The organism is Sodalis sp. RH24 (genome assembly GCF_047324145.1).
In the GTDB taxonomy this organism is placed as follows: domain Bacteria; phylum Pseudomonadota; class Gammaproteobacteria; order Enterobacterales; family Enterobacteriaceae; genus Acerihabitans.
In genome coordinates, this window is the sequence record NZ_CP178729.1 from 4,900,238 (window position 1) to 4,914,538 (window position 14,301).

At 56.9% G+C, this 14,301-nt stretch carries 15 protein-coding genes; 7 read left to right on the forward strand and 8 right to left on the reverse strand.

Annotated elements, in window-relative coordinates:
• The first annotated feature begins 33 nt into the window (after positions 1-33).
• Complete coding sequence (locus tag ACL2XG_RS22220) at positions 34-1,494, forward strand: diguanylate cyclase (protein ID WP_413721236.1); 1,461 nt, start codon at positions 34-36, stop codon at positions 1,492-1,494.
• 96 nt (positions 1,495-1,590) lie between these two features.
• The gene (locus tag ACL2XG_RS22225; RefSeq protein ID WP_413723487.1) at positions 1,591-2,883 is read left to right on the forward strand and encodes an MFS transporter; all 1,293 of its coding nucleotides are present in this window, start codon (positions 1,591-1,593) and stop codon (positions 2,881-2,883) included.
• A gap of 27 nt (positions 2,884-2,910) precedes the next feature.
• Here the strand turns inward: ACL2XG_RS22225 and ACL2XG_RS22230 are convergent, their stop codons facing one another.
• Positions 2,911-3,045 (reverse strand): hypothetical protein, encoded by a 135-nt coding sequence (locus ACL2XG_RS22230; RefSeq protein WP_413721235.1) that lies wholly within the window; start codon positions 3,043-3,045, stop codon positions 2,911-2,913.
• Between the two features lie 176 nt (positions 3,046-3,221).
• Between ACL2XG_RS22230 and ACL2XG_RS22235 the strand changes: the two genes are divergently transcribed.
• Together ACL2XG_RS22235 and ACL2XG_RS22240 are read left to right on the forward strand one after the other, a co-directional pair.
• On the forward strand, positions 3,222-3,386 hold the full coding sequence (locus ACL2XG_RS22235; RefSeq protein WP_410013917.1) for a hypothetical protein: 165 nt from the start codon (positions 3,222-3,224) through the stop codon (positions 3,384-3,386).
• Positions 3,387-3,576: 190 nt separating this feature from the next.
• Positions 3,577-4,068: a CinA family protein gene (locus ACL2XG_RS22240; RefSeq protein WP_410013918.1), complete on the forward strand. Its 492-nt coding sequence runs from the start codon at positions 3,577-3,579 to the stop codon at positions 4,066-4,068.
• Positions 4,069-4,073: 5 nt separating this feature from the next.
• On the opposite strand, the gene ACL2XG_RS22245 is transcribed toward ACL2XG_RS22240, so the two are convergent.
• Positions 4,074-4,628, reverse strand: coding sequence for a sugar O-acetyltransferase (locus ACL2XG_RS22245; protein WP_413721234.1), 555 nt, complete (start codon positions 4,626-4,628; stop codon positions 4,074-4,076).
• A 17-nt stretch (positions 4,629-4,645) separates the two neighbouring features.
• Positions 4,646-5,518: a LysR family transcriptional regulator gene (locus ACL2XG_RS22250; protein ID WP_410013920.1), complete on the reverse strand. Its 873-nt coding sequence runs from the start codon at positions 5,516-5,518 to the stop codon at positions 4,646-4,648.
• Positions 5,519-5,658: 140 nt separating this feature from the next.
• Here ACL2XG_RS22250 and ACL2XG_RS22255 point away from each other — a divergent pair, with 140 nt between their 5' ends.
• Together ACL2XG_RS22255 and ACL2XG_RS22260 are read left to right on the forward strand one after the other, a co-directional pair.
• Positions 5,659-5,880, forward strand: coding sequence for a hypothetical protein (locus ACL2XG_RS22255; protein WP_410013921.1), 222 nt, complete (start codon positions 5,659-5,661; stop codon positions 5,878-5,880).
• A 773-nt stretch (positions 5,881-6,653) separates the two neighbouring features.
• Entirely contained in the window at positions 6,654-7,331 is a 678-nt protein-coding gene (locus ACL2XG_RS22260; RefSeq protein WP_410013922.1) for a trypsin-like peptidase domain-containing protein, read from the forward strand.
• An 8-nt stretch (positions 7,332-7,339) separates the two neighbouring features.
• Here the strand turns inward: ACL2XG_RS22260 and ACL2XG_RS22265 are convergent, their stop codons facing one another.
• Complete coding sequence (locus tag ACL2XG_RS22265) at positions 7,340-8,329, reverse strand: GlxA family transcriptional regulator (RefSeq protein WP_410013923.1); 990 nt, start codon at positions 8,327-8,329, stop codon at positions 7,340-7,342.
• Between the two features lie 1,234 nt (positions 8,330-9,563).
• On the opposite strand from ACL2XG_RS22265, the gene ACL2XG_RS22270 reads away from it, so the two are divergent.
• Positions 9,564-9,725 carry a hypothetical protein gene (locus ACL2XG_RS22270; RefSeq protein WP_413721233.1) on the forward strand — a complete coding sequence of 54 codons (162 nt, stop codon included), beginning with the start codon at positions 9,564-9,566 and terminating at the stop codon, positions 9,723-9,725.
• A 116-nt stretch (positions 9,726-9,841) separates the two neighbouring features.
• Here ACL2XG_RS22270 and ACL2XG_RS22275 read toward each other — a convergent pair whose 3' ends face one another.
• The 4 genes from ACL2XG_RS22275 to ACL2XG_RS22290 are packed head-to-tail and all read right to left on the reverse strand — an operon-like array spanning position 9,842 to position 14,265.
• Positions 9,842-10,609 carry an enoyl-CoA hydratase-related protein gene (locus ACL2XG_RS22275; protein WP_410013925.1) on the reverse strand — a complete coding sequence of 256 codons (768 nt, stop codon included), beginning with the start codon at positions 10,607-10,609 and terminating at the stop codon, positions 9,842-9,844.
• On the reverse strand, positions 10,606-11,496 hold the full coding sequence (locus tag ACL2XG_RS22280; RefSeq protein WP_413721232.1) for a 3-hydroxyacyl-CoA dehydrogenase family protein: 891 nt from the start codon (positions 11,494-11,496) through the stop codon (positions 10,606-10,608). Before ACL2XG_RS22280 ends, ACL2XG_RS22275 begins: the two co-directional genes overlap by 4 nt.
• A 22-nt stretch (positions 11,497-11,518) precedes the next feature.
• Entirely contained in the window at positions 11,519-12,721 is a 1,203-nt protein-coding gene (locus tag ACL2XG_RS22285; protein ID WP_410013927.1) for a CaiB/BaiF CoA transferase family protein, read from the reverse strand.
• A complete protein-coding gene (locus ACL2XG_RS22290; protein WP_413721231.1) occupies positions 12,718-14,265 on the reverse strand; it encodes an HAL/PAL/TAL family ammonia-lyase in 1,548 nt (515 codons plus the stop codon). Before ACL2XG_RS22290 ends, ACL2XG_RS22285 begins: the two co-directional genes overlap by 4 nt.
• Positions 14,266-14,301 lie beyond the last annotated feature (36 nt).

A 14,301-nucleotide genomic window follows, 5' to 3' on the forward strand; every position in this document is an offset into this window, starting at 1 on the left:
TATGGCAAGAAGATGACGTACCAGGTGAACTTGATGAACAACCTGCATTGGTTGAATAAAACACGGGCCATTATTTTATTTACCCTGATGTTGCTCACTGCTTTTTTAATCATCAGCTGGAGCAGCTATGAGGTGGCCAGGCAATCGCTCAACGACGAAATCGAAGAAAACACGCTACCGCTGACCAGCGACAATGTCTATTCCGAGATCCAGCAAGATCTGTTAAAACCGATATTTATTTCTTCCCTGATGGCCCATGACACCTTTGTCCGCGACTGGGTGCTGGTGGATGGCGAGCAGGATCCGAAGGCGATGATTCGCTATCTGAGCGAGATCGATCGGCGTTTCGACACTATTTTTTCCTTTTTTGTCTCCGACAAAACCCGGCGCTATTATGATCCCAAACGGGTTTTGGAAACCGTCTCCGAGCAGGAGGATAAGGATCGGTGGTATTTCCAGATAAAAGCCACGGCCGGCGACAAGCCGTATTTTATCGACGCGCGCCCCGATCCCGAGGACCATACTCACCTGGATATCTTCGTTAATCATAAGGTTATGGATTACCAGGGCAATTTTATCGGGATTACCGGCATCGGCCTTTCCGTCGAAAAAGTCAAATACCTGATTGAAAAATATGAACGCCGCTATAACCGCACCATTTATTTCGTTGATAAAACCGGGGCGGTCATATTGCACGGCACCACCTTTAAACGGCCGCTGCAAATCCGCTTGCAACCGGGACTGGGCCCGCTCGCGACGTCGATTCTGACCGTGCCGGGCGGCAGCTATCAATATGATTACCAGGGCAGGCAGGTGCTGCTCCATACGCGCCTCATTCCGGAATTCGACTGGTATTTGATGGTGGAGCAAAGCGAGCATCCCCTGGAGCGGGTCCTGTTTATGACGCTGCTTAAGAACCTCGGCATCGGGGCCGGCGTCAGCGTACTGTTTATCCTGTTTTTATGGTTGACCATCGGCGGCTACCAGCGCCGCCTGGAAACCATGGCCACCACCGATAAACTGACCGGCATCATGAACCGTCAGGCGTTTGAGTACCGCTTCCAGCGTTTGCGGGGGACCAAGGCGGCAGAAAACGCCCCGCTGGCCATGGCGATCATTGATATCGATTATTTTAAGCAAATTAACGATCGTTATGGCCACGGCGCGGGCGATCGGGTCATCCAGCATATCGCCCGCTTAATCCGGACGTCCCTGCGCCGCACGGATTTCGTCTGCCGCTGGGGCGGCGATGAATTTTTGGTGCTGCTTACCGAATGCAATGGCGACGAGGCGCTGCGGCGCATGAATACCCTTTCCCACGATATCGGGCAGTCGGAGGTGGTTACCGACCGGGCGGTGATAAGCGCCACGGTCAGTTGCGGCGTGGCGGAACACCGGCCAATGGAAAACCTGGACGCCCTAATCGATCGCGCCGATATTGCCTTATACCAGGCGAAAAAGGCGGGACGCAATCGCGCTGAAAAACGCGATTAGCATCGGGCAAGACGCCGCGCGCCGCCGGTATTGTTGCCAGCGCGGGCAAATGATTTATAGTGCATGTTCCTATTTATCGACAGCGACCGTGACCGTATGACTTTCTCCCGCACCGCCATTGCGGTAACGCCCGAGCAACGCAAAGCGCTGATTGCCGGCTCAGTGGGCAATTTTATTGAATGGTACGAATTCGGCGTTTATGGTTTTCTCGCCACCCTCATCGCCGCCAATTTTTTTACCCTGCAGGGCGAAAGCGCCGCGGCCAGCCTGGTGCTGACCTACGCCGCCTTCGCCCTGGCTTTTTTCTGCCGCCCGCTGGGGGCGATAATTTTTGGCCGTATCGGCGATCGCCTTGGCCGTAAGCCGACGCTGATTACCGTTATCATCATGATGACGCTGTCCACCGCGCTTATCGGCGTAATGCCGACCTACGCCACCCTGGGCGTGGCCGCGCCGCTGCTGCTGACCCTACTGCGTATGGTGCAGGGGATTTCCGCCGGCGGTGAGTTCGGCGGCGCGGTGGCACTGATGACCGAGTTCGCTCCGCCGGGCAGGCGCGGCCTGTTCGGCGCCTGGCAATCATTCACTGTGGCCCTGGGATTGCTGGCGAGCGTGGGCATGGTGGCGCTGCTGGGCGCCTGCCTTACTCCCGATCAGCTGCATGTTTGGGGCTGGCGCATTCCGTTCCTGCTGGCGTTGCCGATGGGCGTCGTCGCGCTGGGCCTGCGCCTGCGCCTGGAGGAAACGCCCACCTTTCGCGCCATCCATCACGACGCCGCGCCGGCAGCGCCCTCGGCGCCGGCGCTGGCCGTCGTCAAGGCCATCATGCTCGGCATCGGCCGCATGATGGGCTGGTCCGCCGCGGGCTACACCTTTCTGGTGGTCATGCCCGCGTATTTGCAAACGACGCTGCACGCCAGTTTTTTACAGGCGCTGGTCGCCACCGTGCTTGGCAACGTGGGTTTCGCCCTGACCATTCTGCCGGCGGGTATGCTGAGCGATCGGATTGGGCGCAAGCGGGTGATGGTGGCGGCGATATTGGCCACCATCCTGTTTACGTTTCCGCTGCTGCATCTGCTGCAGGATCCGTCTAGCCCCCTGGCGATGAAGGCGCTTGCGGTGCTGGTCGCCGGCGCGGTGGTGGGGCTGCTGGCCGGTCCCGGGCCGGCGATGCTGGCCGAAATGTTCCCGACCCGGGTGCGTTATACCGGTCTCGGCCTTTCTTATTCGCTTTCCAACGCGGTATTTTCCGGCTGCGCGGGGCTCATCATTACCGGATTGATAAAACAAACGGGTAACATTGATATACCGGCTTATTATGTCGTTATAATTTCAGCAATCAGTCTATTGGCGCTGATAACCCTGCGCGGCGACGATCATTTGCGTTAACGCTTCAGCTAAGGGCCGCATCCGTCCTTAGCTGAACAGGCTGTGGATCAGCTTGAGAAGCTCACTGATAAACTGTAATGTCGGCAGCATGGCATTATCCTCTGGGCAGCGGTGACAGGGGGTATGCCGGCGCGCCGGTGGCCCCAGTCTATTATTAAACATAACATCATTTCGTTCAATTCGGACGTCCCGGTTCTATGGATAAAATAAAGTTGTGTTAACCCGTGCCCGGTCTAAACTAATAATGCTAGTGCAATAAAAGTGTCTGTTGTTATTTTGCGGTCATCGGCACTTTGTATATTTCTTACCAAATCATCACCTAATGCATTGGAGTTAAAATGACCCTATATCATGAAGGTAAGAGAACGTTTGCCCCCTCCAAAGATAAAGCGCCCGTCAAGGACAAACCTTCTGAAAAAGCGAAGTCGCCGGCAAAAGCCAAAAGTGACGACAAAGATAAAAAAGACGATAAGGCCAAGGGGAAAAGCAGCACCAAAAAATAATGATGCCGCCGGCAGGGCGCACTGTTAGCCTAAGCCCATGGGCTGCTGATGTTAACTATCAGCAGCCCATGAATTTTTTATAATCCAGCTAAAAAGCGCAATGCTATAATTCAGAACACCGGCACTTTCCGCGTTGCCTCGATATTATAATATAAAAGAACAACACCACAGGTTTATGGAAACTCGACTGATGAATTCACAACTCAACGCCGCCGCCGGCGCTCTTGCCGAAACATTACGCCGGGATAGGCTCATATTGACCACCGCGGAATCTTGCACGGCGGGCCTGGTGGCCATGGCGCTGTGCGCCGTGGGCGGCAGCGGTGATTTTTTCACCCGCGGCTTCATCACTTATACGGATCGCGCCAAACATGAAGTATTGCGCGTCGGATGGCACGCCCTGGAAACCTATACCGCCGTGAGCGAACAGGTCGTGAAAGAGATGGCCGCGGGCGCGCTGCAGGTCGCAGGTGAAGATATCGCCCTGTCGGTCAGCGGCTACGCCGGACCCGAGGACGGACCTGACGGCACCCCCGCGGGCACCATCTGGTTTGGATGGGTTACGCCGGATAACAAGGTCCATGCGCAGGTAAAACGGTTCAGCGGCGATTGCGAAGCCGTTATTGAACAGGCGGCTGTTTTCGCGTTGGTCAGGATGCGCGAATTACTGCAAAATAAATAGCGTCTTCATGGCAGGGCGCGTAATACCCGGCACGGATTACCGCAGGCCACGACATTGGCGGGAATCGGGCGCGTCACCACGCTGCCCGCGCCGATGGTGGTATTTTCACCAATCGTCACGCCTGGCAGGATAATGCAGCCGCCGGCAATCCAGACATTATCGCTTAGCGTAACCGGTTCGGCCCAGCCGATATGCCGGCCGCGTTCCCCGGGGTTGAGCGGATGATGGGCGGTGTAGAGCTGCACGTCCGGGCCGATAAACACATGGTTGCCGATGTTTACCGGCGCGCAGTCGAGCAGGACAAAATTAAAATTGATAAACACATGGCTCCCGAGCCGGGTGTTCATGCCGTAATCGACCCGCAGGTTTTTCTCGATATGCACATCATCGCCGACCTGGCCGAAGATTTCCGCCAGCAGCTGCTGCTGCCGTGCCGTTTCACGATGCCCGAGGGCATTATAGCGATCGACATTATCCCTGACGGCGTGCCGTATTTCGACCAGTTCGGGATCGTTGATAAAATAATGCTCGCCCCGGCGCATTTTCTCCAATTCGCTCATTGTATTGCCGCCTTTTGTTAAGCGTTAACCATGCCGATAAACCCATCCCGCACCGGGTCCGCCAGCGTGGGGTTCCAAATCATGCCCACCTCCCAGCGGGCATAGGCTCCCTGCAGCGGGATCATCGCTATATTCCTGGGAGCGATGTGCGCGGCGCTTTCCGGCACGATGGCGATTCCCACGCCCGCCGCGACCAGCGCCATCAGGGTTTGCATATCCCGGGTCTGCTGGACCACCCGCGGGCTAATCTGGTTAAAGCGCAAATACTGTTCTATCTGCTGATACAGCCCCGGCCCTTTATCCGGCAAAAGCTGGACCCAGGGCTGCGCCAGCAGGAAATGCCGCCACATCCGCATGTCGGGGTCTCTGGCCGGCAAGGCGGATTTATTGGCCGCCAGCACCAGGCTTTCCGACATAAACCGTCGCCCCTGCAGCGGCGGATCCACCGGCAGGCGCATAAAAGCCAGCTGCAGCTGGCCGGATAATAAGCGGGCATGCTGTTGCGCCGAGGACAGGTCCTCCAAACTGACGGTCACGTCCGGATACGCGCGCCGGAAGCGGGCAATCAATTCCGGCACCGTTTTTAAGGCGGAGATGCCAAAACCGATCGCCAGGTTGCCGGTGGTCCCTTTCGCCACCCCAAGGGCATAGTGCCTGAATGTCCCTGCCAGCTCCACCAGTTCGGCGGCTTTCGGCAACAGCAATTCTCCCGGATGCGTCAGCAGGGCGCCCCGTCTTCCCCTGACAAACAGCGTGATGCCCAGCGCATGTTCCAGGGCTTTAATCTGTTTTGACAACGCCGGCTGGGTAATACACAGCTGTTGTGCCGCCTCGCGGTAGTTCCTGGTAGCCGCCAGGATGACAAAGGCGCGCAATAATCGATTATCCATTCCAAACGGTTATCAATGGCGAAATTTAAGTGATTATATTTCAATCATTTTTTGCGCTCTACTGTTTTCGGACCTAATGAATGCTCTTGTGATCCCGCTCACATAGCGTTCTGGTTATCCGGTAGATAAAGGAGAATGGCATGAAACAACAGCATTTTATCTTTTTGCGCAAAGCCGACGTCATCACCCCCCAGTCCCTGGACGATCCGGCGGCGGGCATTATTATCCGCGCGGTACTTTTGCAGGGGTTCAGCATCTCCCCGCTCCAGGTACGCGCGGCGGACAGTCGCGAAGCGCTGGACAAATTCCGCCGGGACGCGGCGGAGGCGGGCGATTTTGTCCCGACGCGGCTGCTGGAGTAAATCCCGCCGGCGGCCGTAAGGGGCCGCCGGTAGGTTCCATTCCCCCGGCCGGACGCAAGATCCGGCAATATCCCCGTCCGGCAAAACCACGTATCCCCGCTGTTGAAAAAAGAAGCATATCGTCGTAACAATGACACCTAGGAATTTTCCTATAGTCTTAATATACTCGCGCGCTGATGAAAATGCGGGCGAATTAATATCCCCAGTTTTTGGCGATCTGTATGAAATAACTGTACCGATAAAAGCGTAACGCGATGGCCCCCGAATGTGGTCAGGACGGGTCATATTTATCAAAAATCCGAACCGGTTTACTATCAATGAATTTGTTAATTATATGTGTGATTCTTGTTTTAACTATGCTGTATAGTTTTCACCGGCATGCGCAATTTATTGCCAGCAGAAGCCTGCCTAAAAAACGGCATAAAAAAGAAATAAGATTATATGGCTATATAAAATTACCGTTACCACCCGTAATACGACATCAGGCTTTCTATGCTGTGGACAATAGGGTGGCAACCCATGGCCGTCAGGAGTCGATGATGAACAAGGCGGCATAAAATTGATATAAATCAATGGTTTTTTCATGGGTCATTATAATGACGTCATAGCGAATATACCCTTAAACTCGCGTGGATAAGGATGTCATGGCATGCCCGAAATACAGAATTTCTCAATGAAAAATTGATTGACGCTATTTGTATATTACAGGGCATCATTTTCATTAGCAGTCGCAAGGCTCTTCTTTGCAATGCATGTTATCAGCAGGCACAACAGTGAAAGTAATTATCTTTATCCTGGCGTCATTATTGACGGGTTGCAGCGCGGTAGGTCATTATAATGTTGACAAGACCGCCAGTAACAAAGCAGATTTTCATTTTATCGGTATTCCTGTATTGGCGGGCGCTGTCGGCTCCAGTTTCCCGCTGACGGAAAATTACAGTCTTACCGCCGGGCATGTGGCTAAATTAATGATGGTCCGGGTAAAAGCCTATAATCCCGTCTGCGATGTGGCTATAATCTACCATAATAATAAGGGACGGGCGTTGCCCAGGCTGGAATCAGCGGTTAAAGGCGAACGCGTCAATCTTTATGGCTACAACGCCTATACGACGCTGCCCACATCGTCATCCGGCACGTTACAGGCCTTCGGCTGGTGGGATAAGCCCGGCACCAGTTGCCGGATGGGGCTGACCGACGCCGGGGGCATCCAGGGCATGAGCGGCGGGCCGGTATATGTGGCCGACGGCGCTATCGTCGGCATCTTTACCGCCACGCACCCGAAACGCAGGCAAAGCATCTTTGTCCCGTATCAAAATATCGCGGCTTGGGTGGCCACCGAAATGGACGGCAAGGACTTGGCCAGCGTGAGAAAATCAACGGCAATGCCCGACTTGCCGACGCCGGCGGCCGCGCTCCCCGTGGCCAGAGTCGCTGTCGGCGGGCTACACTGACGGGACGTTCAATCCTCTTTGGCCAACTGTTGCCGATAGGCCTGGGGGCTGATGCCGATATTGCGCTGAAATACCCGCCTGAGCACATCCGCGCTGGTAAAGCCGCATTTGGCCGCAATCTTATCCAGGTTCATGGTGGTCATTTGCAGGTAGCGCTGCGCGGTTTCCAGGCGGATGTTCTCGATATATTTCGCCGGCGTCGTGTTCAGCTCATGTTTAAATATTCTGATCAGGGTGCTCCGGCTCATGGCCAGCTTATCCGCCAGCACATCAACGGTAAGTTCCTGGGCTAAATGCTCATGTATCCAGGGTTGCAGCGTTTTCAGGCTGCGGTGGCTGGAGTATTGCGCCAACAGTGAAAAACTGAGCTGGGCCTGATCGGCGGGCCGGCGCAGGAACATCACCAGCTCCTTGGTCACTTCCCCCGCCAGCCGGTCGCCATGATCGTCGGCGATAAGGTTAAGCGCCAGATCAATGCCGGAAGACATGCCGGCGGAGGAGTATATTTTGCCATCCTTGACCCAAATGGGCTGCTCCTCCAGATGAACTCCGGGATGGTGTTTGGCGAATTCATCCATTACGCGCCAGTGGGTCGTCACGTGTTTTCCCTCCAGCATGCCCGTCTGGGCCAGGGCGAAGATACCGCCGGAGACGGTGCAAATGCGGCGGACCCGGCTTTCCTGGCTGCTGATCCACTCAATGGTATGCGCCGGATACAGGCCGAATGATGCAATAGTGGTGGTGATGATCAACGTATCGATAACGAATGTATCCCATTTTTTATCGGTCAGGGCTGAATGGCCCAGCAGGCTTATTCCCGCTTCAGTTTCGATGGTTTTATCCGGTCCGGCGGAGACCAGTTCCACCTGGTAAGGGGATTTATTTTCCGCCAGCGTATTCGCCAGACGAAACGCTTCCATTGGACCGGCGACATTTAAAAGATCGATCGGTGGAATACCCAAAATCACTATTTTTTTTGTGGGTATGCGATTTGGCATGCTTAATGACCTTGTGCGGATAAACAGGTGTTGCAATAGTAGTGGTTAACATTTGACGCAAATCGTCGGTAAATTGGAAATTTGCTACCATTGGCCTTAATTTTTATAATCATCTGCAAGGTGGAAAAGTTGTGAATATTAATAGCCGGATAGTAAGATAATGTAAAGCGCCTTGGCAAGGATTTGAAATGATTAGATACATTTTAATATATAAGTAATATTTATTTCCGCTGTTTAATCGGTCAGCAAAAAATGGACAGTATGGCAAGAAAAAACACTTAAAACATATATTATTAATTACTTTAGGATATATTCATTTTTACAGCAGTGCCGGAAAGCCCGGCGCCAGCAGAGCTGAAAATTAAGTATCTTTATGAAATTAAACGTTTTTATTATTAAGATCCACTGAGGTTTATGATGGTTTATCAGATTTTACTGAGATATAATTAAACAGCGTTTTCCGCGAAGACGTACTGTGCAAGGCAGGGTTATTATCGTAACTGGGATGACATTCCATTTTTATATTCATTAATCATTCATTACGTAATCCTGCGTAATGGGCCGGATCGGGCAAGCGATGACGGCATTAACGCCTTTTAAAGTATGGCGGAGCATGCCGGGTAAATATCAATCCGGGATGGTGTTTTACCGAATAGTCATCCCGACGTGGCGGCGCAAGACAATATTGGCTTTGGCGTTACATGAATGTTAAATGCGTAACAATTGTTCTGTGATAATGCATTATTACGGCAAGCGAGAATATGTCCCGGCCGAAACAGTCCTCACTTTCCAGGCGGCAAAGGGTTAACGTCGCCAGGGAAACCCGCTGGCGTATTTACCTAATGGGTTCCATTAAATGGAACTGGAAATATAAATCCGGCAAATAACCGCCGTTCAGTTTTAAAGAAATTCCCGCTCAGGCCTGCGCCGAATTCACGTCGCCCCTTTGCCGTCTTCGCGGATGGTGTTCCCGGGGCGCGGTGCGCGTCCCGGGACGGGCGGGGAGATCGTCGCCGCTACTCGCGCACTTTCACCGCAATAACTGTCATGACGATGGCATAGATGATAAACGCCGCAACGGTTGCCATGATTCACCTCCTTCTTAAGGTTAACTTAAGAAATCTTACCCCCGGCCACGAGCAAAAATTAAACAAAAAATGTCATGCGGATCTGCTTGTGCGCCGCTGGCATGTGACAAGATTCCAGGTCAAATTTTTTACAGGAGTCATCACTGGTGACTTTAACGGTTAAAAAAACCTTGAATGTGGGAACGGAGGCAGATGAAAAGCTCAAATACGAAATGGTCTCCGGCGGTACCAATCAAGGCATCCGCGCCACGGCGTACCGCGAGATTGTCTTAGGTGAGGCCAGGCGATGGCACCAAACGCCGCGCTGATCCTGCATCCCCGCCTGTTGTGAGCGCCGCGCCCCCAATGCCGGCTTCCCGGCTGGCCAAGGCGCGGTTTTTGTTTACCGGCGAACCCACAGGCTTGCGGCCGTCGCGATAACTGATTAGCGCCCGCTGAATTGCGGCGGGCGCCTTGCCGCCAGCGCGCGCATGCCTTCGTCGCGATCGTCGCTGGCGGCAATCAGCGCCGACAGCGAACGCTCATAGCCGATGCCCGCCGTCAACGGCATATCAAAACTCGCCAGCACGGCGCGTTTGGCCATTTTAACCGCCAGCGGGGCCGCCGCCGCCACGCTATGGGCAATCTCCATCGCAACGGCAATCAATTGCCCGGGCGCGGCAATGCGGCTTATCAAGCCCGCCGCCAGCGCTTCGGCGGCGCACAGCCGGCGCCCTGTCAGGATCATGTCCATCGCCATGGCTTTACCGGCCGCTTTGACCAGCCGCTGCGTGCCGCCCGCGCCGGGAATGATGCCAATATGCGTCTCGGGCAGCCCCAGCCGCGCGGTATCATCGGCAATAACAATATCGCATAACAGCGCCAGTTCCAGCCCGCCGCCCAGCGTGTGGCCGGATAACGCCGCAATCAGGGGGGTGTCGATGGCGGCGATGCGATCCCATTTTTCGCTGAAGCCGCTGACATAAAGCGCAACGGCGGATGCGCCGGCCAGTTCGCCGGTATCGGCGCCGGCGGCGAAAGCCCGGGGACCGCCGGAGATAACCACCGCGCGGATATCCGCATCGGCATCAAGCGACGAGAGTTCGGCGTAGAGTTCGTCCAGCATGCCGGCGCTCAGGGCATTCAGTTTTTCCGGCCGGTCCAGCTGGATATGCGCCACGGCCCCGTCGCGGCGACAGGAAATAAAGCTCATGACGACCTCTTCGCGGTCAGCAGGCTAATGATGTCGTTGCGGTGTTCCATGCCGGTTTTGATTTCTTCATCGCTCCAGACATAAAAGCCCCGGCCGCTTTTTACGCCGAGATGGCCTTGCTCCACCCGATCCAGCACCCACGCGGGCAAATGGGTATCGTTGGCCAGCTCCGGCAACAGGATAGCCGCCACGTTGCGCACGGTATCCAGCCCGGCGAAATCCATTAATTTCATCGGCCCCATGGCGGACCAGCGGGGCGCAAGGGTGCTTTGTACCGCGAAATCCACGTCCTCGACGGTGCCTATGCCCGCCGATACCAAATGCAAAGCCTCGCGCAGCAAGGCGTATTGCAAACGGTTGACGATAAATCCCGGCACGTCTTTGTCGACGGCGATGGTCGTCTTTCCCAGCGCGCGGCACAGCGCCGTTGTCTGCTGAAAGGCGGGCTCGCCGGTCAGCGGTCCCCGCACGATCTCAAGCATCGGCATCACGTCCGCCGGGTTAAACCAGTGCAGGCCGATAAACCGCTGCGGCCGCCGCAGAACGGTGGCGATAGCGCCGATCGGCACGCTGGACGTATTGGTGGTCAGCAGGCAGTCATCGCCGACATGCTGCTCAATCTGCCGGAAAACCTCCTGTTTCAGCGCCAGGTTTTCCGCGATGTTCTCCGACACAAACCCCGCACCGGACAGGCAATCCTCTAATACGGTGGTGAAGGTCACCGGCGCGTCCCCCCCGGCGAGGGTCCGGATCACCGGCTCCGCTTTCTCCAGCGAGGCGGCAGTGCGCGAATAGAGCGAAACGGCAAAGCCCCGCGCCGCGAATACCGCCGCGATGCGTGTTCCCATGGTGCCGGCGCCGATTACGGCGATTTTAATTGGCTGCATAGCGTTTTGCTCCGTTGCCGGGTTAAATAACACCGCGTTGCTGGAGTTCATCCAGCTCGCGCTCGCTCAGGTCCAGGATGTCGCCCAGGATGCCGCGGGTATGCTCGCCCAGCCGCGGCGGCATCAGTTCAGGCGGCTGCGCCATGCCGCTCAGCTTGACCGGCTGGGGGAGCAGGCTGATTTCGCCGGCGGTGGGATGAACGACTTTTTGCAGTAGTCCCCGCGCTAAGGCATGCGGGCTTTGCAATACCTCGTCCAGCCCCCAAACCGGCGCGGCGGGAATACCCGCCTGGTCGAGCAGCGTCACCGCCTGCGCCACGTTTTTATCCCGCAGCCACGCCTCGATATAACCGCGCAGCTCGGACTGATGTCGCAGCCGCTGCGGATCGGTGGCGAAGCGCGCGTCCTTATCCAGCCCAGGCTGGTCAATGGCCGCCGCCAGACGGGCGAACAGGCTGTCGTTGGCGACCGCGATGACCACGTGGCCGTCGGCGGCCCGGTAACTGTCCATCGGCGCGCTGATGGGATGCGCATTGCCCAGGCGCCCGGCGGAGGGTTTGCCGCCCAGCAACTGGGTGAGCGAGACCATTTGCAACGAGACCATGGCGTCGAGCATCGCCATGTCCACCTGCTGGCCGCGGCCGGTGATGCCCCGTTGCAGCAGCGCGGCCAGCACGCCCCATGAACAATAAAGCCCGGCGACGACATCGCCGATGGCGTCGCCGACGCGGGTCGGCTCGCCGTCCGGCCAGCCGGTCGCCTGCATAATGCCGCCCATGGCCTGGATGACGTGATCATACGCGGCCTTATGCGCCAGGGGGCCCTCCTGTCCGAAACCGGAAATGCTGGCGTAGATAAGCCTGGGATTGATTTCACTTACCGCGCCGTAATCAATGCCCAGACGCCGGGTCACCCCGGGGCGGAAGTTTTCCACCAGCACATCGGCCGTTGCGATCAATTGCTCCAGCAGCCGCCGGCCCTCGGGGGTTTTAAGATTCAGGGTCAGGCTTTTTTTGCCGTGGTTGAGCAGCATGAAATAACTGCTTTCGCCGCCGATATGCGGCCCGAAATCACGGGAATCATCGCCTTTGCCCGGCATTTCTATTTTAATCACCTCCGCGCCCAAATCATTTAGCAGGGATGCGCAATAAGGACCCGCCAGTACGCGCGAGAGATCGAGCACCCGGATGCCTTCCAGCGGCCGCGGTGAAACGGGGATCGTCATAGGCGCGCTCCCGTAGCGGCGCCATCGGCCAGCACGGGTTCCAGGGCTTGCGATAACCGGCCGTCGGCGATCAGCCGCCGGATGGCCAACATATCCGGATACATCTCGTCGTCCCGCTGGCGGAATGGCACTTCCCGGCGTATTACCGCCAGCACCGCCCGGGTTCCCCGCGCGGGGCGCAGCGGCCGATGGAAATCAATGGCCTGGGTGGCGCAGAGAAGTTCGATGGCCACGATATCGACGGCGTTTTGCAGGGCATCCAGCGCTTTACGCGCCGCCGTCACACCCATGCTGACATGATCTTCCTGGCCCGCGCAGGTCGACACCGTGTGAACGCTGGCGGGAGAGGCCAGGGCGCGGTTTTCGCCGGCCAGCGCCGCAGCGACATAAGGCGGGATCATCATGCCGGAATACGCCTCGCCTTCCTGGATCAAAAATGCCGGCAGACCGCTGAGATGGCTGTTGGTCAACCGGTCGGAACGCGCCTGCGACGCCGTGCTGAGCTGCGCAACGGCGATCGCCAGCGCGTCAAGACACAGGGCGGTGGGCGCGCCATGGCCGTTGCCGCCCGGCAGAACCTGCAGCTCGCCGTCCTCCACCAGAAATACCGGATTATCGGTGACGGAATTGATCTCGGTGGTCAATACCTGCCGGCACCAGGCCAGCACGTCGCGTACCGCGCCGTGAATTTGCGGAATGCAGCGCAGGCTCAGCGCATCCTGCACGCGAAAATCACGATAGCGGTCCAGTATTTCACTGTCCTGGAGCAGGCAGCGCAGGATGCGCGCCGTCTCCAGTTGGCCGGGATGCGGACGCAGCGCGTGCAGACGGGCATCGTAACCACGGATATTGCCTTTCAACGCCTCCAGGCTTATTGCGCCGGCCGCGTCGGCGACCGGCAGCAGCGCGGTAAATTCCTCCACCGCCAGGCATCCCAGGGCGGTGATTTCGTATGTGCCGCTGACCAGGGCATGTCCCTCGCGCGGTCCCGGCGTGCGCATCTCGATACCCGCCCGGCGCAGCGCTTCCCCGCCGGGCAGCAGTTCCCCCTGGTACCAGGCTTTGCCGTGGCCGAAAACCGCCAGGCCGATATGCGCGGTGGCTATCAAATACCCCACCGACCCTTTGGCGGGCGCCCAGGGAATAACACCCCGGTTCAGCATCATCGCCATGCTGGTCACAAGAGACGGACTGACGCCGCTATAACCCTGCAACAGCGATTTGATCATTACCGCCATCATGGCGCGCACTTCCCGGGGCGCCAGATCCGCGCCGGTGCCGCAGGCATGGCTTTTCAGCATGTTCAACTGCACGGCGGCGATTTGCGGCGAGGACAGGCGCTGGGTAACCAGATCGCCCACGCCGGTGGTCAGGCCGTAAATCACTTTATCCGCGGCCAGCGCCCGGTTGATTTCCTGGTGCACCGCCGCCATGCCCGCCAGCGCCGGCGGATCGAGCCGTACCTCGGCGCCTGCGGCAATCGCGGCGATATCGCTGGTGGTGGTCGCGGTTTTGCCTAACAGAATGCTATCCACTAAAGCCATATCATGCTCCCGACCGGATGGTTTTCATTCACCGGC

Bases quoted from the DNA above. Each gene is read 5' to 3' on its own strand.
- ACL2XG_RS22220 (WP_413721236.1), top strand. From the start codon at position 34: ATGAACAACCTGCATTGGTTGAATAAAACACGGGCCATTATTTTATTT.
- ACL2XG_RS22225 (WP_413723487.1), top strand. From the start codon at position 1,591: ATGACTTTCTCCCGCACCGCCATTGCGGTAACGCCCGAGCAACGCAAA.
- ACL2XG_RS22230 (WP_413721235.1), bottom strand. From the start codon at position 3,045: ATGTTTAATAATAGACTGGGGCCACCGGCGCGCCGGCATACCCCCTGT.
- ACL2XG_RS22235 (WP_410013917.1), top strand. From the start codon at position 3,222: ATGACCCTATATCATGAAGGTAAGAGAACGTTTGCCCCCTCCAAAGAT.
- ACL2XG_RS22240 (WP_410013918.1), top strand. From the start codon at position 3,577: ATGAATTCACAACTCAACGCCGCCGCCGGCGCTCTTGCCGAAACATTA.
- ACL2XG_RS22245 (WP_413721234.1), bottom strand. From the start codon at position 4,628: ATGAGCGAATTGGAGAAAATGCGCCGGGGCGAGCATTATTTTATCAAC.
- ACL2XG_RS22250 (WP_410013920.1), bottom strand. From the start codon at position 5,518: ATGGATAATCGATTATTGCGCGCCTTTGTCATCCTGGCGGCTACCAGG.
- ACL2XG_RS22255 (WP_410013921.1), top strand. From the start codon at position 5,659: ATGAAACAACAGCATTTTATCTTTTTGCGCAAAGCCGACGTCATCACC.
- ACL2XG_RS22265 (WP_410013923.1), bottom strand. From the start codon at position 8,329: ATGCCAAATCGCATACCCACAAAAAAAATAGTGATTTTGGGTATTCCA.
- ACL2XG_RS22275 (WP_410013925.1), bottom strand. From the start codon at position 10,609: ATGAGCTTTATTTCCTGTCGCCGCGACGGGGCCGTGGCGCATATCCAG.
- ACL2XG_RS22280 (WP_413721232.1), bottom strand. From the start codon at position 11,496: ATGCAGCCAATTAAAATCGCCGTAATCGGCGCCGGCACCATGGGAACA.
- ACL2XG_RS22285 (WP_410013927.1), bottom strand. From the start codon at position 12,721: ATGACGATCCCCGTTTCACCGCGGCCGCTGGAAGGCATCCGGGTGCTC.
- ACL2XG_RS22290 (WP_413721231.1), bottom strand. From the start codon at position 14,265: ATGGCTTTAGTGGATAGCATTCTGTTAGGCAAAACCGCGACCACCACC.